Origin of the sequence: Methylobacterium sp. WL9, from assembly GCF_008040035.1 — a bacterium.
In the GTDB taxonomy this organism is placed as follows: Bacteria; Pseudomonadota; Alphaproteobacteria; order Rhizobiales; family Beijerinckiaceae; genus Methylobacterium; species Methylobacterium thuringiense.
In genome coordinates this window covers 210,184-230,629 of sequence record NZ_VRVE01000001.1, presented here as the reverse complement: position 1 = coordinate 230,629, position 20,446 = coordinate 210,184, and the positions used below count along the sequence as shown (strand labels likewise).

Here is a 20,446-nt window from a genome sequence, read left to right as displayed (position 1 = left end):
TGGACGCCGGTTCGGCGCAAGGGAGCGCGACCGCCCTGGAAGCTGAGATCATGCATGATTGCGCAGCGATTAGGCATGATCTCAAACCTCCAGCCGCGTCCGCCGCACCAGCGGGCGGCAGAAGAGTTCGGCGAGGTCGCCGGCCTGGTCGTAGCCCTGGATCGGCGTGAACAGGAGCTCGATCGACCACTTGGTGGACAGCCCCTCCGCTTCGAGCGGGTTTGCGAGGCCGAGGCCGCAGATCGTGAGGTCGGGCTTGGCCGCCCGGCAGCGGTCCATCTGGTCGTCGAGGCTCTGGCCCTCGTTGACGACGGTGCCGCGCGGCAGCAGTTCGAGCTCGTCGGCGAGATGGGCACGGTGCAGGTACGGCGTGCCGACCTCGACCAGCTCGGTTCCCATCTCACGGGATAGGAAGCGGGCCAGCGGCACTTCGAGCTGCGAATCGGGGAAGAAGAAGATGCGCTTGCCCGCGAGCCGCTCCCGGTAATGGGCGAGAGCCTGGCCGGCGCGCTTCCTGCCCGGTGCCGTCGCCGCCTCGAAATGCTGCGGATCGACACCGAACGCGTCGGCGGCGGCCTGCAGCCAGCGGGTCGTACCCTCGGCCCCGAGGGGGAACGGTGCGGCAATCCGCCGGGCGCCACGCTCTTCGAGGGCGCGGGCGGTGTCGGTGAGGAAGGGCTGGGCCAGCAGGTAGCGGGTGTTGCGCCCCACCGCCGGCATCTCGTTCGCCCGGCGCGCAGGCAGGAAGCGCACGTCGTCCAGGCCCATCTCGGCGAAGATGCGCGCGAACTGGTCCTCGACCACGTCGGCCAGAGCGCCGACCACGAGGAGCGAGGCGGCGGCTTCCGCCGGTTCGGCCGGCAGGTCGGGCACCAAGGACGCCAGGCAAGCATCCTCGCCCTGCGTAAACGTCGTCTCGATGCCGGAGCCCGAATAGTTCAGCACACGCACGTCGGGCGCGAGGCTCTTGGACAGGCGCAGGGCGGCGCGGCTGAGATCGAGTTTGATCACTTCCGACGGGCAGGAGCCTACGAGGAAGAGCAGCTTGATGTCCGGCCGGCGCTCGATGAGGCGACCGACGACGCGGTCGAGCTCGTCGTTCATGTCGGCGATGCCGGCGAGATCGCGCTCGTCGATGATCGCGGTCGCAAAGCGCGGCTCGGCGAAGATCATCACGCCGGCGGCCGACTGGATCAGGTGGGCGCAGGTGCGCGACCCGACCACGAGGAAGAACGCGTCCTGGATCTTGCGGTGCAGCCAGACGATGCCGGTGAGGCCGCAGAACACGGCGCGCTGGCCGTATTCCTGGCGAATCTCGACGCCGCAGCCGGCGGCATCGGGTAGAGGAGCGTGAGCGTTCATCGCGCGCCCTCCGCCATCATCGGGAGGGAGCCGGCGTCGGGCGAGGCCTGGAGGCGCGCGGCGCGCAGCTTCAGAATGAACTGGCCGGCATTGACCACGTAGGTCGCGTAGGCGGCGAGCGCCAGGATGAGCAGGGCGTGGGGTTCGAGCCAGCCGGTGGTGAGGGCGATGAGATAGGCCGTGTGCAGCGCCAGGACGGCCATGCTGAACACGTCTTCCCAGTAGAAGGCCGGGGCGAACAGGTAGCGCCCGAAGACCGCCTTCTCCCAGATCGAGCCGGTCACCATGATCGCGTAGAGCGTGAGCGTCTTGACGACCACGGAGAGGTTGGCGGCGAAAAGCCCTTCGCCGGTGGCGAGGGTGCGCAGCACCAGCGTGAGGCTGACGAGGAAGACCAGGAACTGCAGGGGAGCGAGCACGCCCTGAACGATCGTCCAGGGCGAGGCGTCCCGCCGCTGGCGTTCGGCGCTCGTGTAGAGCGGTGGTGCCGGCTGGTCCCGTCTCGGACCCATGCTTCCGCCCTCTGGTTGCCTCAGGTCCCGTCGTTGCGGGGCCTCCCGGATGACCCGAGCCTAAGGCGGAGATCCGGCAAGTGTCAATCCAGCTTTACGTCCATTCACGTTTACATGCGTTTTCGTCTTTGTTGGAATTCTACCATTGCCAAGAAGCCGGTCTCGGCTATCGTAGGATGAATTAAAGTGGGAACAACCTGAAGTCGCTTGCCGACCCAGACGTCCAGCCGAGCCGCACGGAATGGGAGACGCAGATGGGCGCCTGGAGGCATTACGGACGAGGCTTCGAGCCCGCCGCCGCGCCACCCGAGTGCGGCTCCGTGCCGTCGCACAGCCCGAGTCGCGCCCCCGACACCGCCAAGCATGACGGCTTCTCCCTTCAGGGCGATCTGGCGCGAATCATCGAAGGCGAGATCCTTCCCCGGTTGATGCTCGCGCATCGCGAGGCCGCCGAGCCCACGCGGCTGATGGTCGAGCGGCGTCCGTCCCAGGATCAGATCGCGCAATTCAGCGCGTTGCTGCTTGATCCCGCTGCCGACGACATCACCGAGCATGTCCTTGCGCTGCTCGACGAGGGGCTTTCCCTCGACAGCCTCCTCTTGGACCTGCTCGCCCCCGCGGCGCGCCACCTCGGCGAGTTGTGGGAGGAGGACGAATGCGACTTCCTCGACGTCACCGTCGCGATCGGGCGGCTCCATGCCGTGACGCGCGAACTGTGCTCGCAGATGGAAGGCGAATCGGGACGCGGCAACGGGCGCAGCATCCTGCTGCTGCCGTGTCCCGGCGAAACGCACATCTTTTGCCTGTCTATCGTCGCGAGCTTCTTCCGGGAGGCGGGCTGGGAGGTCACGACGACGGGGGCGGATCCCGGCTTCGATCTCGTCGAACTCGTGCGGGCCGAGTGGTTCGACGTCATCGGCCTAACGCTCTCCTACGACGTTCTGCTTCCGGCCCTGACGCAGGCCGTGCGCGACCTGCGCAAGGCCTCCTGCAATCGCCAGGTCCGCGTGATGGTCGGCGGACCCCTTTTCGTTCGCCACCCCGAGCAGGTTCGTCTCGCCGGCGCCGACGCGATGGCGAGCGACGGGAAAATCGCCCCTGGTATCGCCGAAAGCTTGCTTGAAAAGCGGGCGCAAGCCTGCTGAAAGGACCCGCTTTACTCTGTAACGAAGTGGTGAACTTGACCTCGCTGGCGAGACCTATCCCGCATCGCCCCTCCGCGGCGTTGCAGCAGGCGGCCGGTCTCCTCGATGGCGAGGCGACCGGGATCCTGATTGCTGCCACCACGGACCTGTCGCTCGTGGTGGACGAGGACGGGATCATCCGCGACGCAGCCTTCAGCGGCGACGATCTCGGCTCCGAGGGCGTGGAGACGTGGCTCGGGCGCCCCTGGATCGACACGGTGACGATCGAGAGCCGGCCGAAGATCGATGCGCTCCTGCGCGATGCCGCGCCGGGCGCGATCACCCGCTGGCGGCAGGTCAATCATCCCTCGCCGCGCGGTATCGACCTGCCGGTCCGCTACTCGACGATGCGCCCGAAGATCGGCGGTCCCGTCATCGTGCTCGGACGCGACCTGCGTTCCGTCGCCGCGCTCCAGCGCCGGCTGACCGAGACGCAGCAGGCGCTGGAGCGCGACTACGTCCGCCTTCGCGCCGCCGAGACCCGCTACAAGCTGCTGTTCCAGCTTTCGGGCGAGCCGGTGCTCGTGGTCGACGCGGGCACGCGGCGGGTGACCGAGGTCAATCCCGCCGCGGCCCGGCGGCTCGGCCGGCCGCAGAAGCGGGTGATGGGCCAGGATGTCGTCGAGCTGTTCGACCCGTCGAGCGCGCGCGACCTGCAGGTCCTGTTCGCGGGTCTGCGCGTGACGGGACAGGCCGCCGACCTACAGGGCCGCCTGGCTGGCGGACGTGGCGAGACCCGCATCTCCGCCTCGTTGTTCCGCGGAGAGACTGCGACGAGCGTGCTCCTGCGGCTCTCCCCGGAGCCGGCGCAGCTCGAGGTTGCCCATCACGGCACGGCCAACGCCCTCGGCGTGATCGCGAAGCTGCCCGAGGGCTTCGTCGTCACTGATACCGCTCGCCGCATCCTGACGGCCAACCCCGCCTTCCTCGACCTCGCCCAGCTCGCCACCGAGGAGCAGGTGCGCGGAGAGCCGCTGGAACGCTGGCTCGGCCGCGAGGAGACCGAGGCCCAGGCCTTGTTCGCGACGCTGCAGGAGCACGGCGCGGTGCGCCATTTCGCGACGGCCCTGCGCGGCAGCTACGGCTCCTCGGAGGAGGTGGAGGTCGCGGCCGTCTCGGTGAGCGGGGGCGAGCAGCCCTGCTTCGGCTTCACAATCCGCTCGATGCCGCGCCGTCCGAATGCGGCGGCGTCCACGGGCGGCGGCCTGCCTCGCTCGGTCGAGCAGATGACCGAACTGGTCGGGCGCGTCTCGATGAAGACGCTCGTGCGCGAGACCACCGACCTGATCGAGAAGCTCTGCATCGAGGCGGCTCTGCGCATCACCCGCGACAACCGCGCCTCGGCGGCCGAGATGCTCGGCCTGAGCCGGCAGGGGCTCTACGCCAAGATGCGCCGCTACGGCATCGGCGACCTCGACTCACACGATAGTGAACTCAACTGATCGGCATTATCCTGCGGAAAATCTGCGGATGGGCTGGCGCCGATCGCGGCGCACAGGTTGTTTGTGTAAACAAAACTTGACACCTGGGCCGCCGGAAATCTAGCCTCGGATCATGCAAACGCCCCCTCCGAGCGCCGTCGCCGCGTGTCTCAGGTTGCCGAGCGGGCGTGCTCAGGTCCGGGCCTGCCGCTGCCCCACGGCCATCACAGGCGCTCTGCGATGACCCCTCTGTCGTTCTCCTGGTTTCAGATCGTCCGGCTCGGCCTCGTCCAGACGGCGCTCGGCGCGGTGGTCGTGCTGATGACCTCGACCATCAACCGCGTGATGGTGGTGGAGCTGGCGCTGCCGGCCATGGTGCCCGGCGCCCTTGTCGCCCTGCATTACGCGGTGCAGATCCTGCGCCCGCGCTGGGGCTACGGCTCCGACAGAGGCGGCCGCCGCACGCCCTGGATCGTCGGCGGCATGGCGGCTTTGGCGCTGGGCGGCTTCGGCGCGGCCGCTGCCACGGCGCTCTGCGAAACCGACGTCGCGGCCGGGCTCGCGCTCGCGGTGCTCTCCTTCCTGGCGGTCGGCATGGGCGCGGGCGCCGCCGGCACCTCGCTGCTCGTGCTTCTCGCCACCGGCGTCGACGACCGCCGCCGGGGCGCCGCCGCCACCGTCGTCTGGGTGATGATGATCGTCGGCTTCGCGGTGACCGCACCGCTCGCCGGCCATTTCCTCGATCCGTTCTCGGGCGCGCGGCTGATGGCGGTGTCCGGTACCGTCTCCGTCATCGCCTTCCTCGTCGCCGTGCTGGCCGTCACCGGGATCGAGCCCCCGCGTTCAGTCGCGGCATCCGCGAACGCGAAGACCGGCAAGAACTTCATGGAGGTGCTGGCGCGGGTCTGGGCCGAGCCGATCTCGCGGCGTTTCACGGTGTTCATCTTCGTGTCGATGCTGGCCTACAGCGCGCAGGAACTGATCCTCGAACCCTATGCCGGCCTGATCTTCGAGATGACGCCGGGCGCGACCACCAAGCTCTCAGGGCTCCAGCATGGCGGCGTGCTCGCCGGGATGCTGCTGGTAGCCGGCATCACCATGGGCATCGGCGGCCCGGTCTTCGGCTCGCTGAAGCTCTGGACGGCAATCGGCTGCCTCGGTTCGGCCGTGGCGCTCGGCGCCATCGCGGCCGGCGGACCCGTCGGCGCGGCCTTTCCCCTGCGGCAGGCGGTGTTCGCCCTTGGGCTTTCGAACGGCGTCTACGCGGTCGCCGCGATCGGATCGATGATGGGGCTCGCGGGCCAGGGCGGCGAGGCCGAGCGCGGCACCCGCATGGGCGTCTGGGGCGCGGCCCAGGGCATCGCCTTCGGGGCCGGCGGCTTCCTCGGCACGGCGGCCGTGGACTTCGCCCGGCTCGTCACCACCGATCCGACCTACGCCTACGCCTCGGTCTTCGCCGGCGAGGCCGTGCTCTTCGTCGGCGCCGCGATCATCGCGATGCGGATCGAGCACGCCCCGGCCACGGCGCGACGCGCCAACCCGCTGACGCAGGCGGCGACCTTTCAGCTCGATCCCGGTTTTGAGGCGAGGTAGCTCCTATGTCCGAGTCTCCTGTCGATCTTGAAGTCTTCGACGTCGTCGTGGTCGGAGGTGGTCCCTCCGGCGCCACCGCGGCCACCGACCTCGCGCGGGCGGGGCGCCGCGTGCTGCTTCTCGACAAACCGGGCCGGATCAAGCCCTGCGGCGGCGCGATCCCGCCGCGCCTGATCCGCGATTTCGCGATCCCCGACGACCTCATCGTCGCCCGCGTCCGCTCAGCCCGGATGATCTCGCCCAAGGACAAGCGCGTCGACATGCCGATCGGCGAAGGCTTCGTCGGCATGGTCGACCGCGAGCATTTCGACCCCTGGCTGCGCAACCGCGCCGCGCTGGCCGGCGCCGAATTGCGCGAGGCCTCCTACGACCGCATCCTTCGCGATGGGCAGGGAGCGACCATCGTCCACTACACGACCGGCAAGGGGAGCGACCTCGCCCGTCACTCCGTCCGCACCCGCCTCGTCATCGGCGCCGACGGGGCGACCTCCCCGGTCGGCCGCGCCGAGATCCCCGGCCACGACCGGATGAAGTCGGTCTTCGCCTATCACGAGATCGTCAGGCGCCCCGCCGACGGCAGCGGCGACTACGAGGCGACGCGCTGCGACGTCTACTACCAGGGCAAGCACTCGCCGGACTTCTATTCCTGGGTGTTTCCGCACGGCGAGACCATCAGCGTCGGCACCGGCTCGGCCCACAAGGGCTTTTCCCTGCGCTCCTCGATCCGGGCCTTGCGCGAGGCCAGCGGCCTCGATGCCGGCGAGACCGTGCGACGCGAGGGCGCGCCGATTCCGCTGAAGCCCCTCAAGCGCTGGGACAACGGCCGCGACGTCTTGCTCGCGGGGGACGCCGCCGGCGTCGTCGCCCCGGCCTCGGGCGAAGGCATCTACTACGCCATGCTCGGCGGGCGCCTCTCGGCGGAAGCCGCCGACGTCTTCCTGCGGACCGGCGATCCCCGCTCGCTCGCCCTGGCGCGCCGCCGCTTCATGAAGCTGCACGGCCGCGTCTTCATGATCCTCGGCATGATGCAGTGGTTCTGGTACCGCAACGACGGCTTGCGCGAGCGCTTCGTCTCGATCTGCCGCGACAAGGACGTCCAGCAGCTCACCTGGGACAGTTACATGAACAAGGAGCTGGTCCGGAAGAAGCCGGTCGCGCACATGAAAATCTTCTTCAAGGACCTCGCGCACCTGTTCCGCTGGGTCTCTCCGTGACGGCACTCCTCGGGGACGGCTGGGTCCCTCCCCTGGTCGCAGCGATCGTGGCGGTGCTCGTCGCAGTCGCGGGCGCCGTCGCGACGACGACGGACGCGTGGTACGGCGGGCTGCGCAAGCCCGCATGGAAGCCGCCGGACTGGGCCTTCGGCCCGGTCTGGACCGTGATCTTCGCGCTCACGGCCACGGCCGGCGTGCTCGCCTGGAACGGCGATCCGAGCCCTGTCGCCCGCGGCGCCCTGATCGCGGCCTACGGCGTCAACATCGTGCTGAACATCGCCTGGAGCGTGATCTTCTTCCGGATGCGGCGGCCGGACCTCGCGCTGGTCGAGGTCGTTCTGCTCTGGCTCTCGATCCTCGCCCTGGTGCTCGTGACCGGCCGCGTCACGCTCGTGGCGGCGCTCCTGAACCTGCCCTATCTCGGCTGGGTCAGCGTCGCGACCTTCCTCAACCTGCGGATCGTGCAGCTCAATCCGCGCCTGCGGGAGGCCTGAACCGATGCCCGAGCTCTTTGCCAGCGGCCGCATCGTCGACGGCATCCTCGTGCTCGTCGCCCTCGAGGCCGTCGCGCTGCTGGTCTGGCGCTGGCGGCGCGGACGCGGCCCCTCGCCGCTCGCCTTGATCGGCAACCTCGCCTCCGGCGCGTCGCTGATGCTGGCGGTACGCGCGGCGCTCACCGGTGCCGACTGGACGGTGATCGCCGGGTTTCTGCTGGCATCGCTCGTCGCGCACCTCACGGACCTGTGTCTCAGGTTACGGGATGAACAGCCGGAGGCGCTTCGTCGCAGATCACAGTCGAGCGAGCCGGGAACATCGCCCGAGACAGCAGCGTTCACCGCCCGGACCCAGCCTGGAATGATTTCACCTTAAATCTGCCCGGCACACGGAGACGCGCTTCATGGCCCATCGCACCGCGCTCGCATTCGGATTGCTGATCGGTGCCGGCCTCTTCGCTCCTCCCCCCGCCTCCGCCCAGGGCGCTGAAACGGATCCGGTGAAGCGCGGCGCGTATCTCGCCACCGCCGGTGACTGCGTCGCCTGCCACACCGCCCCCGGCGGCAAGCCGTTCGCCGGCAATTACCCGCTCAACACGCCGATCGGCGTGATCATGACCCCGAACCTCACCCCGGACAAGGAAACCGGCCTCGGCAACTGGACCGAGGAGGACTTCGAGAAGTCGTTCCGGCACGGCATCGGCAAGGACGGCAAGTACCTGTACCCGGCCTTTCCCTTCGGCTGGTACACCAAGGTCACGAGCGACGACACCAAGGCGATCTTCGCATATCTGAAGTCGTTGCCGGCGGTGAACGAGAAGAAGAAGGACAACGGGATCGACTTCCCGTTCAACATTCGCTCCGCGCTGATCACATGGCGGACGGCCTTTTTCAAGGAAGGTGAGTTCAGGCCCGACCCGAACGCCAGCGCCGAGGTGAACCGCGGGGGATACTTGGTCGAAGGTCTCGGCCATTGCGGCATGTGCCACAACGAGAACAAGCTCGTCGGCAATTCGAGCCTCGCGGGCAAGCTCGGCGGCGGCGTCATCGACGGCTGGTACGCGCCGAACATCACCCCCGATGACCACCAGGGCATCGGCGCCTGGACCGACGAAGAGGTCGTGTCCTACCTCAAGACCGGCACCGCTCCCGGCAACCGCCCCGGCGTCGCCGCCGGGCCGATGCGCCAGACCATCGACGAGTCCCTCTCCAAGATGACCGATGCCGACCTGAAGGCGATCGTCGCCTATCTGCGCTCGGTGCCCGCCAAGAAGACCTTCAAGCAGCAGGAGTTGCAGGCATACAACCAGCCCGGCGCGCCCGGCGGCGAGACCTACCTGACCTACTGCTCCTCCTGCCACCGGCCGGACGGCAAGGGTGTCGAGGGGGCGATCCCGGCGCTCGCAGGCAACAGCTCGGTCCAGACCAAGGGGCCGGAATCGGTTTTGCGCGTGATCTACGGTGGGCTTGCCGCCCAAAATGGCTACGCGCCGATGCCGGCGATCGGCCAGGAGATGACCGAGCAGCAGGTCAAGGAGGTCACCGACTACGTCCGCAACTCCTGGGGCAACAGCGCTCCGGTCATGAATGCGGGATCTGCCGTCTCGACGGCGAAGGAGGCGACGAAGACGATGCTGGCCGGCACCGCGCCCTGCGCCGAGATCGCCCCGGACAAGCTCAAGACAGCCTTCGACGAGGCCGGCGTCGCCGACGCCCTGAAGGGTATCTCGCAGACCGACTTCGTGCCGCGTCTCTCCCAGATCGTGCCGAAGGTAAAGGCCGCCGCGACCGGCGCCAGCGACGACGACATCGTCAACGGCCTGCAGGCCGCCTTCTGCCGGGCCGGGACGGCCGCCGGCCAGCAGGACAAGCCGGGCTGGACCGCGATCCTCGGCTCCTTCGGCAGCGTCGCCTACAGCCAAGTGCGCCACCCCGAGAAGCAGGCCAGCGCCAAGCCCGGCGCACCGCCGGCCTCGGACATGAGCGCACCGAGCCGGAACTGACCCGGACTAACGGTTCAGGTCAGCCGGAGCCGGGCGAAGTCGAGTTCGGTCTCGACCGACCTCAGGAGATAATCCAGGGCGTTGGCGTCGAGCCCGGCCTCCTTGAGGCGCTTGCGCAACTCGGCCGTCTCCGCCGCCGGATCCTTGGAGGGCCGCTTCGCCGGCATCAGGCGCCTCAGCATCGGGCTCATCAGCGCATCGCGATCGTAGCCGCGATGCGCAGCAAGACGGCGAATGCGCCCGATCAGGGCGTCGAAATCCTGGTCGGCGGCCCGATAGCCGGCGGCCGGTGACCGCCGAGGTCGCAAAAGCATGGTGCAGGGCTCCGTCCGATCCTCCGCAACCCTACCGCGTAACCGTCTAGATTTCGTTCCAGCCCGTTGTGAGCCGGCATGGTGGGCGGTGACGGGCTCGAACCGCCGACCCTCTCCGTGTAAAGCATGGCGTCAGGTGTCGCTCGAATGCCCGCTCACTAATTAATTTCCGAAATATCAGCTATTTAGCGCTCGGACCCTCACATACCTGTTGCCATAGGCGATCAAAAATAATCAGGAGTTTGCTTCCCATCGCTTCCCAGCCGAGGCCGTTGTGCGGCTTTCTCGTACCAATTTCGCCACCCTGAAAATTGCGGACGGGAAAACCGAGCGAATCGTGTTCGATGATGCGCTACCGGGTTTCGGGCTGCGGTTGAGAGCTGGCGGCAAGCGCACATGGATCGTGCAATACCGGATTGGGGCGAAACACCGCCGTGTCACGTTCGGGAATGCCGAAGCTGTAGACCCCGAGGACGCACGGAAGCGGGCACGGGATATTCTCGCGAAGGTCCACCTTGGCGGCGATCCGCAAGGTGATAAGGCCGAGGCACGCGCCCGGGCCGCCCTGACTGTGGCGATCATCGCCGGGCAATACCTGTTGACCGCGAAAAAGCGGCTACGGCCGAATTCTTATGCGGAGGCCGATCGGTATCTGGTCCGGTATGTCGCCCCGATCGGGGATTTCCCGGTGCACGGTCTCAAGCGTCGCGACGTGGCGGTGTGGCTCAACGAGATCGCCGAACAGCGCGGACCACACGCTGCCAACCGAGCACGAACCTGCCTCTCAGCAATGTATACGTGGGCCATGCGACAGGGGTACGTGGATGCGAATCCGGTAATTGCGACTGGAAAAGCTGTCGAGGAAATTAGCCGAACGCGCGTCCTCACACAGCTAGAAATCTGCGAGGTTTGGAACGCAACGCAGGACGACGATTACGGGCGAATTGTCCGGCTGCTCTTTTTGACGGGGCAGCGTCGAAATGAGGTCGGCGCGATGCGATGGTCGGAAATTGACGAAGCTGCGAGGATATGGCGGCTGCCCGCCGAGCGAACCAAAAATGGGCTGCCCCACGACGTGCCATTATCGGACGCGGCGCTTGCGGTAATAAATGGCGTGCCGGTCCGAGAAAATCGGGATTTCCTGTTCGGCGAAAGAGCAGGTGCATTTCAGGGTTGGTCGAAATCCAAATTCGCACTCGACAAGCGCATTGACCTACAGCGCGGGTGGTTTTCCGGTGAGGGGGCCGTTTCCGTTGCGCCGTGGAGAATTCACGATATCCGCCGGACGGTAGTCACGCACATGAATGAGCACCTTGGGATATTACCCCACGTGGTCGAGGCGGTGGTCAATCATATTACCGGCCCATCGAAAATGGGCGTGGCTGGAATTTATAACCGAGCAATTTATGCGGGCGAGAAACGCCACGCCCTCAATAAATGGGCGGAATATGTTTTTGAGCGAATGAGAATGCGAGAACAAATAAATTCAGATGGCTCGGCAAACTCGGATTTAGTTTCATCAAGCGTTTTGACAGAACCGAACCACTTCAGAAACCGCTGAGATAGCTCTTGACAGCTTGAAGTATCTTGACCAGATCTATCGTGTTGGAGTCTGAGCAAGGGCCTATCAATGGTGCAAGATTATCTGGCCGGTTTACCAATGGAAGTTGTATCGCGTCTCGCGCTTGACAGAGTAGTTGGGACAAAAGAAGCAGCTATGCTGTGCAATATTTCCGTCGTTCATTTACGGCGTCTTGTAAAACAGAACAAAGTTCCTGCGCCAGTTCGTTTGAGCGAGAGGAAGATGGGCTGGCGCCTTGGAACGCTAAATGAATTCATTGCCCAGCGGGGCGGATGAGCCATGGGGCAAGCTGTAGTAGCGCTTGAGGGCGGTGGAGCGCCCGCCGTAGGTATGCAGGTCGCCTCGCCGCCTGCCGGTCGCCAGCGGCGCACCCCTGCCCCCGTAGACGCCGCTGTAGGCGTGGGGCACCCGCAGATGCCCTTGGACCACATAGCCCGCGGTCTCGCCAGGATCGCCGTGAAGGGCGTGCGCACCGCCAAGGTGGTCGATATGGGCGGGGTGCCCGTCGTGATGACGAAGGACCTCCCCAAAGGCGTCCACGCCATGATGCTGGTGGACCGTATCGTGGCCGTCAGAACCGCCACAGGGCGTGTGGTGGCTACGGTGGCACGGGCACGGGATGCACTTCCCTGTTCCACTGCCCTGCCCGACGCTGGCGAGTCTAACGAGACAGGTGCATTCGACCGCCCAAGCGCCCTGGACGCTGCAACCGTCAGCCTCGGTGCATGACGATTTCGAGGGCGCAAAAACGTGCCCTCGCCATTTTCCAATTTTCGGGCACGTTGCCCGCCGGTCCGTGACAAGCCCGTTTAGGCTAAATCTGCACGTCGCTGAGAATAATGCTCAGTGAATTCTCGGACCCGGTGGCTACTAGTTGCCTATGCAAGAATGCCTCGCATAGCGACGACCGGTATCTAATACCGCATTCGCGAGGACGATAGGTCGGCTTGAAATAGAGCTAGGCCCGAGCGTTACCGCGTGATGGCTAATTCCACGTGATGGCTCGAACAACCACCGAGCTAAATTGTGGAGAATTCAAATGTCGAGCCGCAACCAAAATCGAAACGACAAACTTGCGCCGTCGATCCGTGCACGTAGGCTTGAAATCAAGTCCACTGGATTTGTCCGGTCCCTCGAAAATCTAACCAGTGAGGAAATAGCAGAGGCGAAAAAATTAGACTCGGAGGCTTCGCGTATGCGTCAGCACCAATTAGAAAAAAGATCTCGTTTATACCCTAATTGGCTTGAGAGGCGTTCATTATGGACGGTTTATGCTTGGGCTATGCACCCTGAGTACGATGTTTTTGTGGATTTGCTCCTACGGGACGAAACGGATGGCGCTGTAGATCGTGCTCGTCTGCCGGGCGTTTCGGTCGAGGCTGTCCAAGAACGCATTGAGCTTGTGGACACGGCGCTAGCAGACCGCTTGCAGCAAATTGAAGAGCGATAAACGCAGCGGGAGCGCGTCCGCCAAGACTGCGCTCCCGCTTTTTCAGGCTTGCCGGCCGCAGATGTCGCCAAATAATCCGCACCTTTTACCGAGACCTAATTTAATGAACGCACCCCTCAAGTCAACGCCGAGTTTTCGTGCGGCAACACAGCATTTCATCGATTCTGGAATATCCGACCGTTCGCTGATTCCGATCGCTCCTGTTGGCGCGAAAATATCCAGCAAGGGACACTTGGAAGACCGTAGCCTCGGCAAAGCCCCCGGGAGGTTTTTGCCCCGAGAGAATGCGTGGTGTGGTCTCGGCAAAAACGGCGATGGGGACCAGTGCGTAATTGAGGGCGGCACCCCGGACGACGCTCGGGAGTGGCTGAATTGGCCAACACAGAACGCTGGCCTCTTGGGACGGTACTATCCGGCTATCGACAGCGATGCCGAGAGCCCGGAGGCCGCCGCCGTCGTGGTCGAGGCAATGGAGCGGGTGTTCGGAAAGGGCGTACTGGCGGCCGAGCGGTTGCGTGGGGAATCACCGCGCCGCCTCTTTGCCTTCGAATGCCGCGACCCCGACGATCCGGCAGCCCAGGTCCAGTGCTGGAGCCTGAGATTTCGACTCCCATCAGACCCTGAGGGCGAATTTCATGGCCTCGATATCATCGGCCGCGGCAAACAGTTCGTGGCGGCTGGCACGCATCCGAGCGGATCGCCCTACCGCTGGCATCCGGATTATGCCCTGTGCGGCCTGTACGGGGCCGATGAACTGGCGCGTGCCGACAATGCTGACATGCTCGAATTCCGGGCCGTCCTGACAGGATTGATCGAGGATCGCGGGGGTGAGGTTCGGCAGGGGACCAGTGCCGGCGGGGGAGGCAAAACGCGGGACCATTCCGACGTCGACCCCATTATGCCCGTGGAGGATGTTTTTGCTGGCCTGGACGCCCTGCCGAACAGCCGGGACCACTTCCCCGACCGGATAGACATCGTGCGCTTCCTAGCCTCGCTGAGGGCCGCCCTCGGATGCGAGGCCGAACCGAATCGGGACCGGATCGAGGAATGGGCGTGCGCCGACCCGGTGTGGTGCTCGCCGGAATATTTCGCGAAGGTGTGGGACAGTTTCGACGGGGAGCGCGTCCGCCAGCATGCATTAGACGAGACGTTCCGAAAAAATCGGATCTGGATAAGCGCACAGTCCGATTTTCCACCGCTCACGGCCGAGGAAAAGGCAGGGATCGCAAAAAGCATCGAACAGGCAAAGGCGAGCAAGGACGCCCTTTTAGGTCTGTTCCCACCCGAATACGCTATCGGCATTGTAAATATTGCCAGCAACAATCCAATTTGCGAAATCCGCCGCAAATCCAACCCGGGCGTCTCGGTGCGCGGGCTGGATTTCTACATGGGCCGCTGTGACTGGATCGGTACAAAGCCCTTGGACGCGCTGCGCGCGAGCGGACGATACTCTCCAACCGAGAAGGGGTTTTGGGAGTTTGTCCGAGACCTCAGGCGAAACCATCCTCAAATGTTTTTCGATGGCACTACCCTGGACCCACGCCATCCACGTGGGGCGGTGGTGCCAGAACAAAACCCGGACGGCCCGCCCACGCTCAGACTCAATATGCGATTCCAATCTCCGATTATCCGACTGGCAGAAAAGCCCCCGCGAAACCCTGAGCAAGCCAAGGAGGACCTTGAGCTTTGGCTGGATTTCGTAGGACGCCTGTTTGGCCCCGATGCAGATTACGAATTGGATACCCTCGCCTACATGGTCCAGACGGGCAATAGACCCGGCAATTTCCTCTATATGGTCGGCGACCCCGGTGTCGGAAAAACCTCGCATATCCAAATTCAGGCAGCGTTATTCGACGGGCTTGGTCGAAACCAGGGGGCGATAGACGGCACCAAACTGGTATCGGAGGGCTCTCGCCGTTTTGCTCTTGCCGGTATCGAGGGGCGCCGCGTTGTCAGCATCCAGGAATTGCCCGACAATATTTCGGCCACGGCGCGGTCGCAAATTACCGCCACTCTTAAGCAAGTTGTCGATATAGGTGGTGGAGGGGACTACATCCAAATCGAGCGGAAGGGGAAGGATATCATGACGATCCCAAACCACGCCCGGATATGCGTGAGCACGAACTACGAAAACGCCTTACCGATCGAGCAAAACGACCGCCGATGCTTCTACGTCCGGTGCAATATCACGGCCGCGGACAAGCCTTCGTCGGCCTTTTATGAGCGCCTTGCCGCAGTCGGGAAAAGCCCGGAGCGGTTGGCGGCGTTGTGGCGATATCTCGAAGCCCGCAGCATCCTCGACTATGACCCGGCGAAACCCCCGCCTCTCTCGCACGCGAAACTGGAGGCGCAGATTGCCGGGATTGATAATCCAGCAAAGCGGCACGTCATGGCTGCGCTCGAATTGCTGAAGGCCCACGGGCGGGAAATGACCGATATGCGGGAACTAGCCGCTATCGCATCGCGGATGAGCGAGAACGAATACCAAAACTCAGACAGCGCCTTGGACTGTCGGGAGAATTACGATTTCCAAGGCGCCGGTGCTGGTTTGCAGGAAGCGCTCCGGCATCTGCAGGCGGAAGCCGTCAAGGTCGGCGTGGGCAAGGACGGCCGCGGCTACAAGGTCGATGGCGGCCGAAAGCGTCTATCCATCATCTATGCCTTCAAGGGCACCCCGGTGCTCAAGCGGCTGGCCGGGGCAGACCGTGCCGACGTGCTAGACGCACTGGATCGAGACCGAGCACAGCACCCGCTCAGCGACCGGCACCCGCTGCGAGCGTTCGCCGGCCCGCGTGAGCCGGAGGACGAAGGGGTTTGGTAGCCGACGCCTGAGGCCGGCGGCCCGGCGCGTAGCGGTTTCGGGGTGTCTCGGGGCCACCAGGGCTGTGCAGTAGCTATTTGCACGTGAGGCCGTGCCGCAGGTCGAGCACGGCTTGCGCGGCGCTGCCCGGCGAGGACTGTGCCACGCATCTGGCGCCGCCAGGGGGGCCTCGCCCCGCCCCGGGCTTCACCTGCGGAGATCGGGCTTGTTCAGCCGCCCCTCTGGTCGGCGTGCCGGGCTTGCGTCGGCGTCTACATGATTGAGTTGGACCCCATGCCGATCAAGGCCGCGCTAGCCTATTCCCCCTAGTTAATTCCGAGTCTGCCAATTTGGGATAATTAATTCCGCTCGGGCCATCGGAGCCAATTAAATCGGCTCAAGCGGCGGGTGGGTAGCGCGCTCGGGCTGTGCGTGGAGAACGTCACCGGATGCTGCTCGGAAAGGACCGGGGTGTGGACCAGGGTAGGGACCGCGTAAGGGACCAGGGTAAGGACCAGGGTAAGGACCAGGGTGTTTATAGGATAAGCTACTGATATAACTTGGTTATCTTGGAAGGCGCTTTCTGATAGGGGCGAATCTCATGCGAGCGCGCGCCTGCGCCCGCCCACCCGCACACGCGCCCGCACGGCAAAATCTGGGGGGACCCTGGTCCACCCTGGTCCCGCTGGTCCTTTGCCTCTTTGTTCTGGCGGACCGAACGGAATCATTTGGGAGAGTGCCGGTCACCGGCATGCGTCTGGTTCAGGTTTGTCAAATCGCCGGCACCAGACAGTCGCAGATACATCACGGCCTTGCGAGCAAGCCGATCGAGTGTTACAAAGCAATCAACGAACATCGATCGCAACGTAACGAGCAGTCGGAATGGCTGAGGGGCGGTTTATCAGCTACCTGAGAGTGAGCACCGCGAAGCAAGGCGCAAGCGGCCTCGGGCTGGAGGCCCAGCGCGCGGCCGTTACCGAATATCTCAACGGCGGCCGTTGGACCGTCATCAACGAAGTGGTCGAGGTCGAGAGCGGCAAGCGGAACGACCGCCCCAAGCTCGCCGAGGCGCTGCGCCTCTGCCGGCTACACAATGCGACGCTGGTCATCGCGAAGCTGGACCGCCTATCCCGCGACGCCGCCTTTCTGCTGAATCTCCAGGCCGGCAACGTGCGCTTCGTGGCCGCCGATATGCCCGAGGCCAACGAAATGGTGGTCGGCATCATGGCCGTAGTGGCACAGGCAGAGCGAAAGATGATCTCGACCCGCACCAAGGCCGCCTTGGCCGCCGCCAAGGCACGTGGAGTGAAGCTCGGGGGCGATAGAGGCGTCGTCCCGCCGGCAGGCGCCAGCGCCCGCGGAGGCGCCGTCACGAAGTCTAGGGCCTCCGCTCGCGCGTGGGACGTGGCGCCGGTTATCGAGGAAGTACAAGCGGACGGTGCCGTGTCCCTGCGGCAGATTGCGGCCGGCTTGAATGCCCGGGGCATCCCCACCGCCCGGGGTGGCCAGTGGTCGGCCGTCCAGGTTAAGCGCGTCATGGAACAGCCCTGATAAGGTTCGGGGCGCTACCGGCAGCCATTGCCCCCGAGGCGAGCCCATAAGGGTCCCCCACGGCAGCCCGAGGCCGTCCACCAGGGCAAACCTGCTTGAAGGCCCCCCACCCCGGGCAAGAGGCTCGGCGCGGCGATTATAGCGGTGGTCACGTGCCACGGTCCCCCGAACCGGTTCTGTGACCCCCCACCTACCCCATTAAATTGGCGCAGGCTCACTCGGCAAAAACCCGGGGGCATGTCGGTGCGAAGACCGCCTACATCGCGCCAAGTTCACCGTGGGAGAAGCGCCCGCCATCGGTCGCATCGTCGAACGTCGTCATGGCGACCAAGCCGCTGGTGCGGAGCGCGGCCGTGATGGTGGTGGTTTTCCAGTGCCCCTGTGGGACGCCGACGCGGCAGCGTTCACCACGTGGGGCGCGGCCGTAGCGGCGCGCCATGGCCGTGGTCGCCGCGGTCTCGTCGAGGAAAACGAGCCTGTCGGGATCGAGTTCGTCCTGGGCCTCGAACCAGTCCTCGCGCTCGGCCTTAACGTCCGCGCGGTCCTGCTCAGCGGCGTGCGCTGTGTTTTTTTGCGCGTGATCCCATCACGCTTGAAGAAGCGCAACAGCCCGCTCTCGCTGGTCGCCACGCTCTGCTCGGCCAGCAGGATACTTAACTCCGACAGGAAGATCGTCGTCCGTGCCTCGTAGAGGCTTAGGATCAGGTCCGCATGCGTCTCGATGTGCCGCGAGCGCCGGTCGCCGCCTTGCGGCTTAGCCGCCACCCGGCCGTCCTGCCCGTAGCTCTCTTGTGAGCGTATCGCGCTGGACGGGCTGCCCCCGAAGCGCTTGGCGGCCCCGCGACGCGAGGCCCCTTCCTCCACGGCATGAACGACGCGCTCACGCAAATCGGACGACAACGGTGACGACATCGACCCTCCTGTCAAAAGCGGACAGGGAACCAGACCAGTCCGCTTCTGAAAACCTGGACCGACTCCACGTGATCGGCCGCCGCTCTAGTTGAAGGCCTGGAAGCGGACGTTCAGCTTTGCGCCCATCGTGGTCGTTTGCCTGGGTTCCGCAATATCTCAAAAGCGGACAGGAGAAGGTCGCGTAGTCGAAGGAAGGTCGGGCCGGCCACCGAATTGTCAGAGGAAGGGTTCGGTCCGCTCCAGCACAATCTTGCGGATCCGGTCCAGCATGGGTTCGCCGGTGCCGGCGTATTTGGAGGGGAGCGCGAGGACGGTTACCGCGTCGAACAACTGCCTTGCGCAGCTCGCCATCGCGACCGACGCGCGCGACGCTGAAAGTTCGATTGTTTGCGCAAGCGTCTTGAACGCTTCGGGGTCCAGGCGGCTGTCCTTTCCGGCGAGTTTAAGTGCCATCCGATCGTGTTCGAGGTTCGGAAAAACTCGCGTCGTCACCACGTCGTAGACTGGCGCCAAGCGGACCGAATCGAATCGCGCAGCCTCCGCATCGGCAACTTTGAGGAGCGCGACGTTTTTTAAGTGCATGTCGCCGTCGGCGATCAACCACGCGAAGACGGCGCGGCGGAATAGTAGCTCCACATCAGCATCCGGGTCCGTGGACAGGGGGCGTAGCCCTCGGGCTGCCCGTTCAATGGTGCTGTCGTATTTCCGGCTGGGTGGGAGATCGAGAACGGAGCAGAAATCCTCCATCGCGATGCGGTGCGCATCGTCTCTCGTTCGTCTGATGTCGAACCGCTCGACGAGCAAGGCCGGAGCCATGCCGTCGGGCATGTCGATAAGGGCAAACTCGGGGACAATGAATTGTGCGGCCTGGGCCAGGCTTAAGCAGATCCACTCGACTAGTGGAAGGTTTTCGAAACCGCTCGTGCCTGCAGGCTTGAGGATGTGAGTGAAAGGCATGTTAACAGCCGGGGTCAGATCCCCCTTCCGATCGAGATTCATTGGTGCCTTGATCTGGACGCCGGATAGTCTCGGCGTATCGCTTCTGGCAAACAGCTCTGCGAGCTTCTCTTGAAAAGATTGCTCGATATTCTGCTTGGTCGGGCCGCCATAGCGGCCCGTAAACAGTCCGTGTTTCTGAAAAACGGCCAAGCGGCCGTCGATGACATCCACCGGCAGGGTCGCGATCTCATTTGGGTCCTGAACGATGATCACGTTGGACATGTAGCGACTTCCGCTTCGCAGCGTCTCGCGTTCGTCCCGGTCGTTTAGGACCTGCGCCAGCCATCCCTCCGGCAGGAGCGATTCGATAAAGGGCGGTAGGCTGCCGGGACGCGTTTCCCGTATCAACACAAGCTGTTCATTGTCGGCTGCCTTCCATCGCCATTCGGCTCCGTCGTGCACTAGGTTGCCGACGATCTCGCCGTGCCACGCCACGACCAGATCGAGACGGGCCTGGTTGACAGGTGCCGCAGCTTGAACATTGTTCAGCAGATAATGTTCGGCGGCTTCGGCTTCGCGCACCCACTTATTTGCCCGACCGATCGTCCAGAGTGCGTCTGCCGCACGGTCGCGGCTCCCGAATTCCTGGATCAGCCGGTCGGCCATTTGCTTGCGCAGACCGGGGTCGATTGCACCCGCATGCTCGCTACGCTGCCGAAATGCCTCCAGAAAGCGTTGCCGTGGCGAGGACGCTTTGAGATGGATCTCGCCCATGTCATCGCCGACCATCACAGGGACCGTCGAGGGCTTCTGCGGTGCTTCGTTCTGGATGATCTCTAAAGCGCGTATGCGGGTCCGCTGGTTCCGCCGCCCGGTCAGGAACAAGCGACCGTCTACGGTCGGTGCCAGATTTGCCGCGCTGTAACCGGATAAATAGGCGTTCGGATACAAGAAGGCTGCTATGCGGACCGCATGGTCAATGATCGTTCGATTTATGTCGTCGGATGCGTCTACATAGATGCTGCGGTACACTCCGATCAGCTGGCCGACTTCAGCCGCTGCGTGCGCGCTTACGCGATCAATCGTCTCTCCGACAAGATGGAGTGCCATCGAAT

At 64.6% G+C, this 20,446-nt stretch carries 17 protein-coding genes and 1 pseudogene; 13 read left to right on the top strand and 5 right to left on the bottom strand.

The genetic code is table 11. The features are described from left to right. Positions 1-81: 81 nt before the first annotated feature. Together FV217_RS01045 and bchF are read right to left on the bottom strand one after the other, a co-directional pair. Positions 82-1,362 carry a ferredoxin:protochlorophyllide reductase (ATP-dependent) subunit N gene (locus tag FV217_RS01045; protein WP_147813378.1) on the bottom strand — a complete coding sequence of 427 codons (1,281 nt, stop codon included), beginning with the start codon at positions 1,360-1,362 and terminating at the stop codon, positions 82-84. Continuing rightward, positions 1,359-1,874 carry a 2-vinyl bacteriochlorophyllide hydratase gene (gene bchF, locus FV217_RS01040; protein WP_147813376.1) on the bottom strand — a complete coding sequence of 172 codons (516 nt, stop codon included), beginning with the start codon at positions 1,872-1,874 and terminating at the stop codon, positions 1,359-1,361. The genes FV217_RS01045 and bchF overlap by 4 nt, the downstream gene beginning before the upstream one ends. 254 nt (positions 1,875-2,128) lie before the next feature. Between bchF and FV217_RS01035 the strand changes: the two genes are divergently transcribed. The 7 genes from FV217_RS01035 to FV217_RS01005 all read left to right on the top strand — a co-directional run bounded on the left by FV217_RS01035 (position 2,129) and on the right by FV217_RS01005 (position 9,783). Next, a complete protein-coding gene (locus tag FV217_RS01035; protein WP_147813374.1) occupies positions 2,129-3,019 on the top strand; it encodes a cobalamin B12-binding domain-containing protein in 891 nt (296 codons plus the stop codon). A 26-nt stretch (positions 3,020-3,045) separates the two neighbouring features. Then, positions 3,046-4,500 (top strand): transcriptional regulator PpsR, encoded by a 1,455-nt coding sequence (gene ppsR, locus FV217_RS01030; protein ID WP_147813373.1) that lies wholly within the window; start codon positions 3,046-3,048, stop codon positions 4,498-4,500. Positions 4,501-4,719: 219 nt separating this feature from the next. Beyond that, positions 4,720-6,072 carry a BCD family MFS transporter gene (locus FV217_RS01025; RefSeq protein ID WP_147813370.1) on the top strand — a complete coding sequence of 451 codons (1,353 nt, stop codon included), beginning with the start codon at positions 4,720-4,722 and terminating at the stop codon, positions 6,070-6,072. Between the two features lie 5 nt (positions 6,073-6,077). Further along, positions 6,078-7,286, top strand: a complete 1,209-nt coding sequence (locus tag FV217_RS01020) for a geranylgeranyl diphosphate reductase (RefSeq protein ID WP_147813368.1) — start codon at positions 6,078-6,080, stop codon at positions 7,284-7,286. Then, positions 7,283-7,780, top strand: a complete 498-nt coding sequence (locus tag FV217_RS01015; RefSeq protein ID WP_147813366.1) for a TspO/MBR family protein — start codon at positions 7,283-7,285, stop codon at positions 7,778-7,780. Before FV217_RS01020 ends, FV217_RS01015 begins: the two co-directional genes overlap by 4 nt. 4 nt (positions 7,781-7,784) lie before the next feature. Beyond that, positions 7,785-8,156 carry a hypothetical protein gene (locus FV217_RS01010; protein WP_147813364.1) on the top strand — a complete coding sequence of 124 codons (372 nt, stop codon included), beginning with the start codon at positions 7,785-7,787 and terminating at the stop codon, positions 8,154-8,156. Positions 8,157-8,184: 28 nt separating this feature from the next. After that, a complete protein-coding gene (locus tag FV217_RS01005; RefSeq protein WP_147813362.1) occupies positions 8,185-9,783 on the top strand; it encodes a c-type cytochrome in 1,599 nt (532 codons plus the stop codon). Positions 9,784-9,797: 14 nt separating this feature from the next. Here FV217_RS01005 and FV217_RS01000 read toward each other — a convergent pair whose 3' ends face one another. Then, positions 9,798-10,097 (bottom strand): hypothetical protein, encoded by a 300-nt coding sequence (locus tag FV217_RS01000; protein ID WP_147813360.1) that lies wholly within the window; start codon positions 10,095-10,097, stop codon positions 9,798-9,800. 274 nt (positions 10,098-10,371) lie between these two features. Between FV217_RS01000 and FV217_RS00995 the strand changes: the two genes are divergently transcribed. From FV217_RS00995 to FV217_RS00975, 6 genes are all read left to right on the top strand, one after another. Next, entirely contained in the window at positions 10,372-11,658 is a 1,287-nt protein-coding gene (locus tag FV217_RS00995; protein ID WP_147813358.1) for a site-specific integrase, read from the top strand. A 69-nt stretch (positions 11,659-11,727) separates the two neighbouring features. Then, positions 11,728-11,955 carry a hypothetical protein gene (locus FV217_RS22615; protein WP_187272384.1) on the top strand — a complete coding sequence of 76 codons (228 nt, stop codon included), beginning with the start codon at positions 11,728-11,730 and terminating at the stop codon, positions 11,953-11,955. Between the two features lie 180 nt (positions 11,956-12,135). Beyond that, on the top strand, positions 12,136-12,408 hold the full coding sequence (locus tag FV217_RS00990) for a hypothetical protein (RefSeq protein WP_147813356.1): 273 nt from the start codon (positions 12,136-12,138) through the stop codon (positions 12,406-12,408). Positions 12,409-12,718: 310 nt separating this feature from the next. Beyond that, entirely contained in the window at positions 12,719-13,129 is a 411-nt protein-coding gene (locus tag FV217_RS00985; RefSeq protein WP_147813354.1) for a hypothetical protein, read from the top strand. 103 nt (positions 13,130-13,232) lie between these two features. Further along, positions 13,233-15,950, top strand: a complete 2,718-nt coding sequence (locus FV217_RS00980; RefSeq protein ID WP_187272383.1) for a DUF5906 domain-containing protein — start codon at positions 13,233-13,235, stop codon at positions 15,948-15,950. An 861-nt stretch (positions 15,951-16,811) separates the two neighbouring features. Beyond that, positions 16,812-17,480, top strand: coding sequence for a recombinase family protein (locus FV217_RS00975; protein ID WP_147813350.1), 669 nt, complete (start codon positions 16,812-16,814; stop codon positions 17,478-17,480). A 322-nt stretch (positions 17,481-17,802) separates the two neighbouring features. On the opposite strand, the pseudogene FV217_RS23270 reads toward FV217_RS00975, so the two are convergent. Then, positions 17,803-18,392: pseudogene (locus FV217_RS23270) on the bottom strand (IS630 family transposase); the annotation flags it as partial. Positions 18,393-18,608: 216 nt separating this feature from the next. Beyond that, positions 18,609-20,441: a HipA domain-containing protein gene (locus FV217_RS00965; RefSeq protein ID WP_147813346.1), complete on the bottom strand. Its 1,833-nt coding sequence runs from the start codon at positions 20,439-20,441 to the stop codon at positions 18,609-18,611. Between the last annotated feature and the right edge of the window lie 5 nt (positions 20,442-20,446).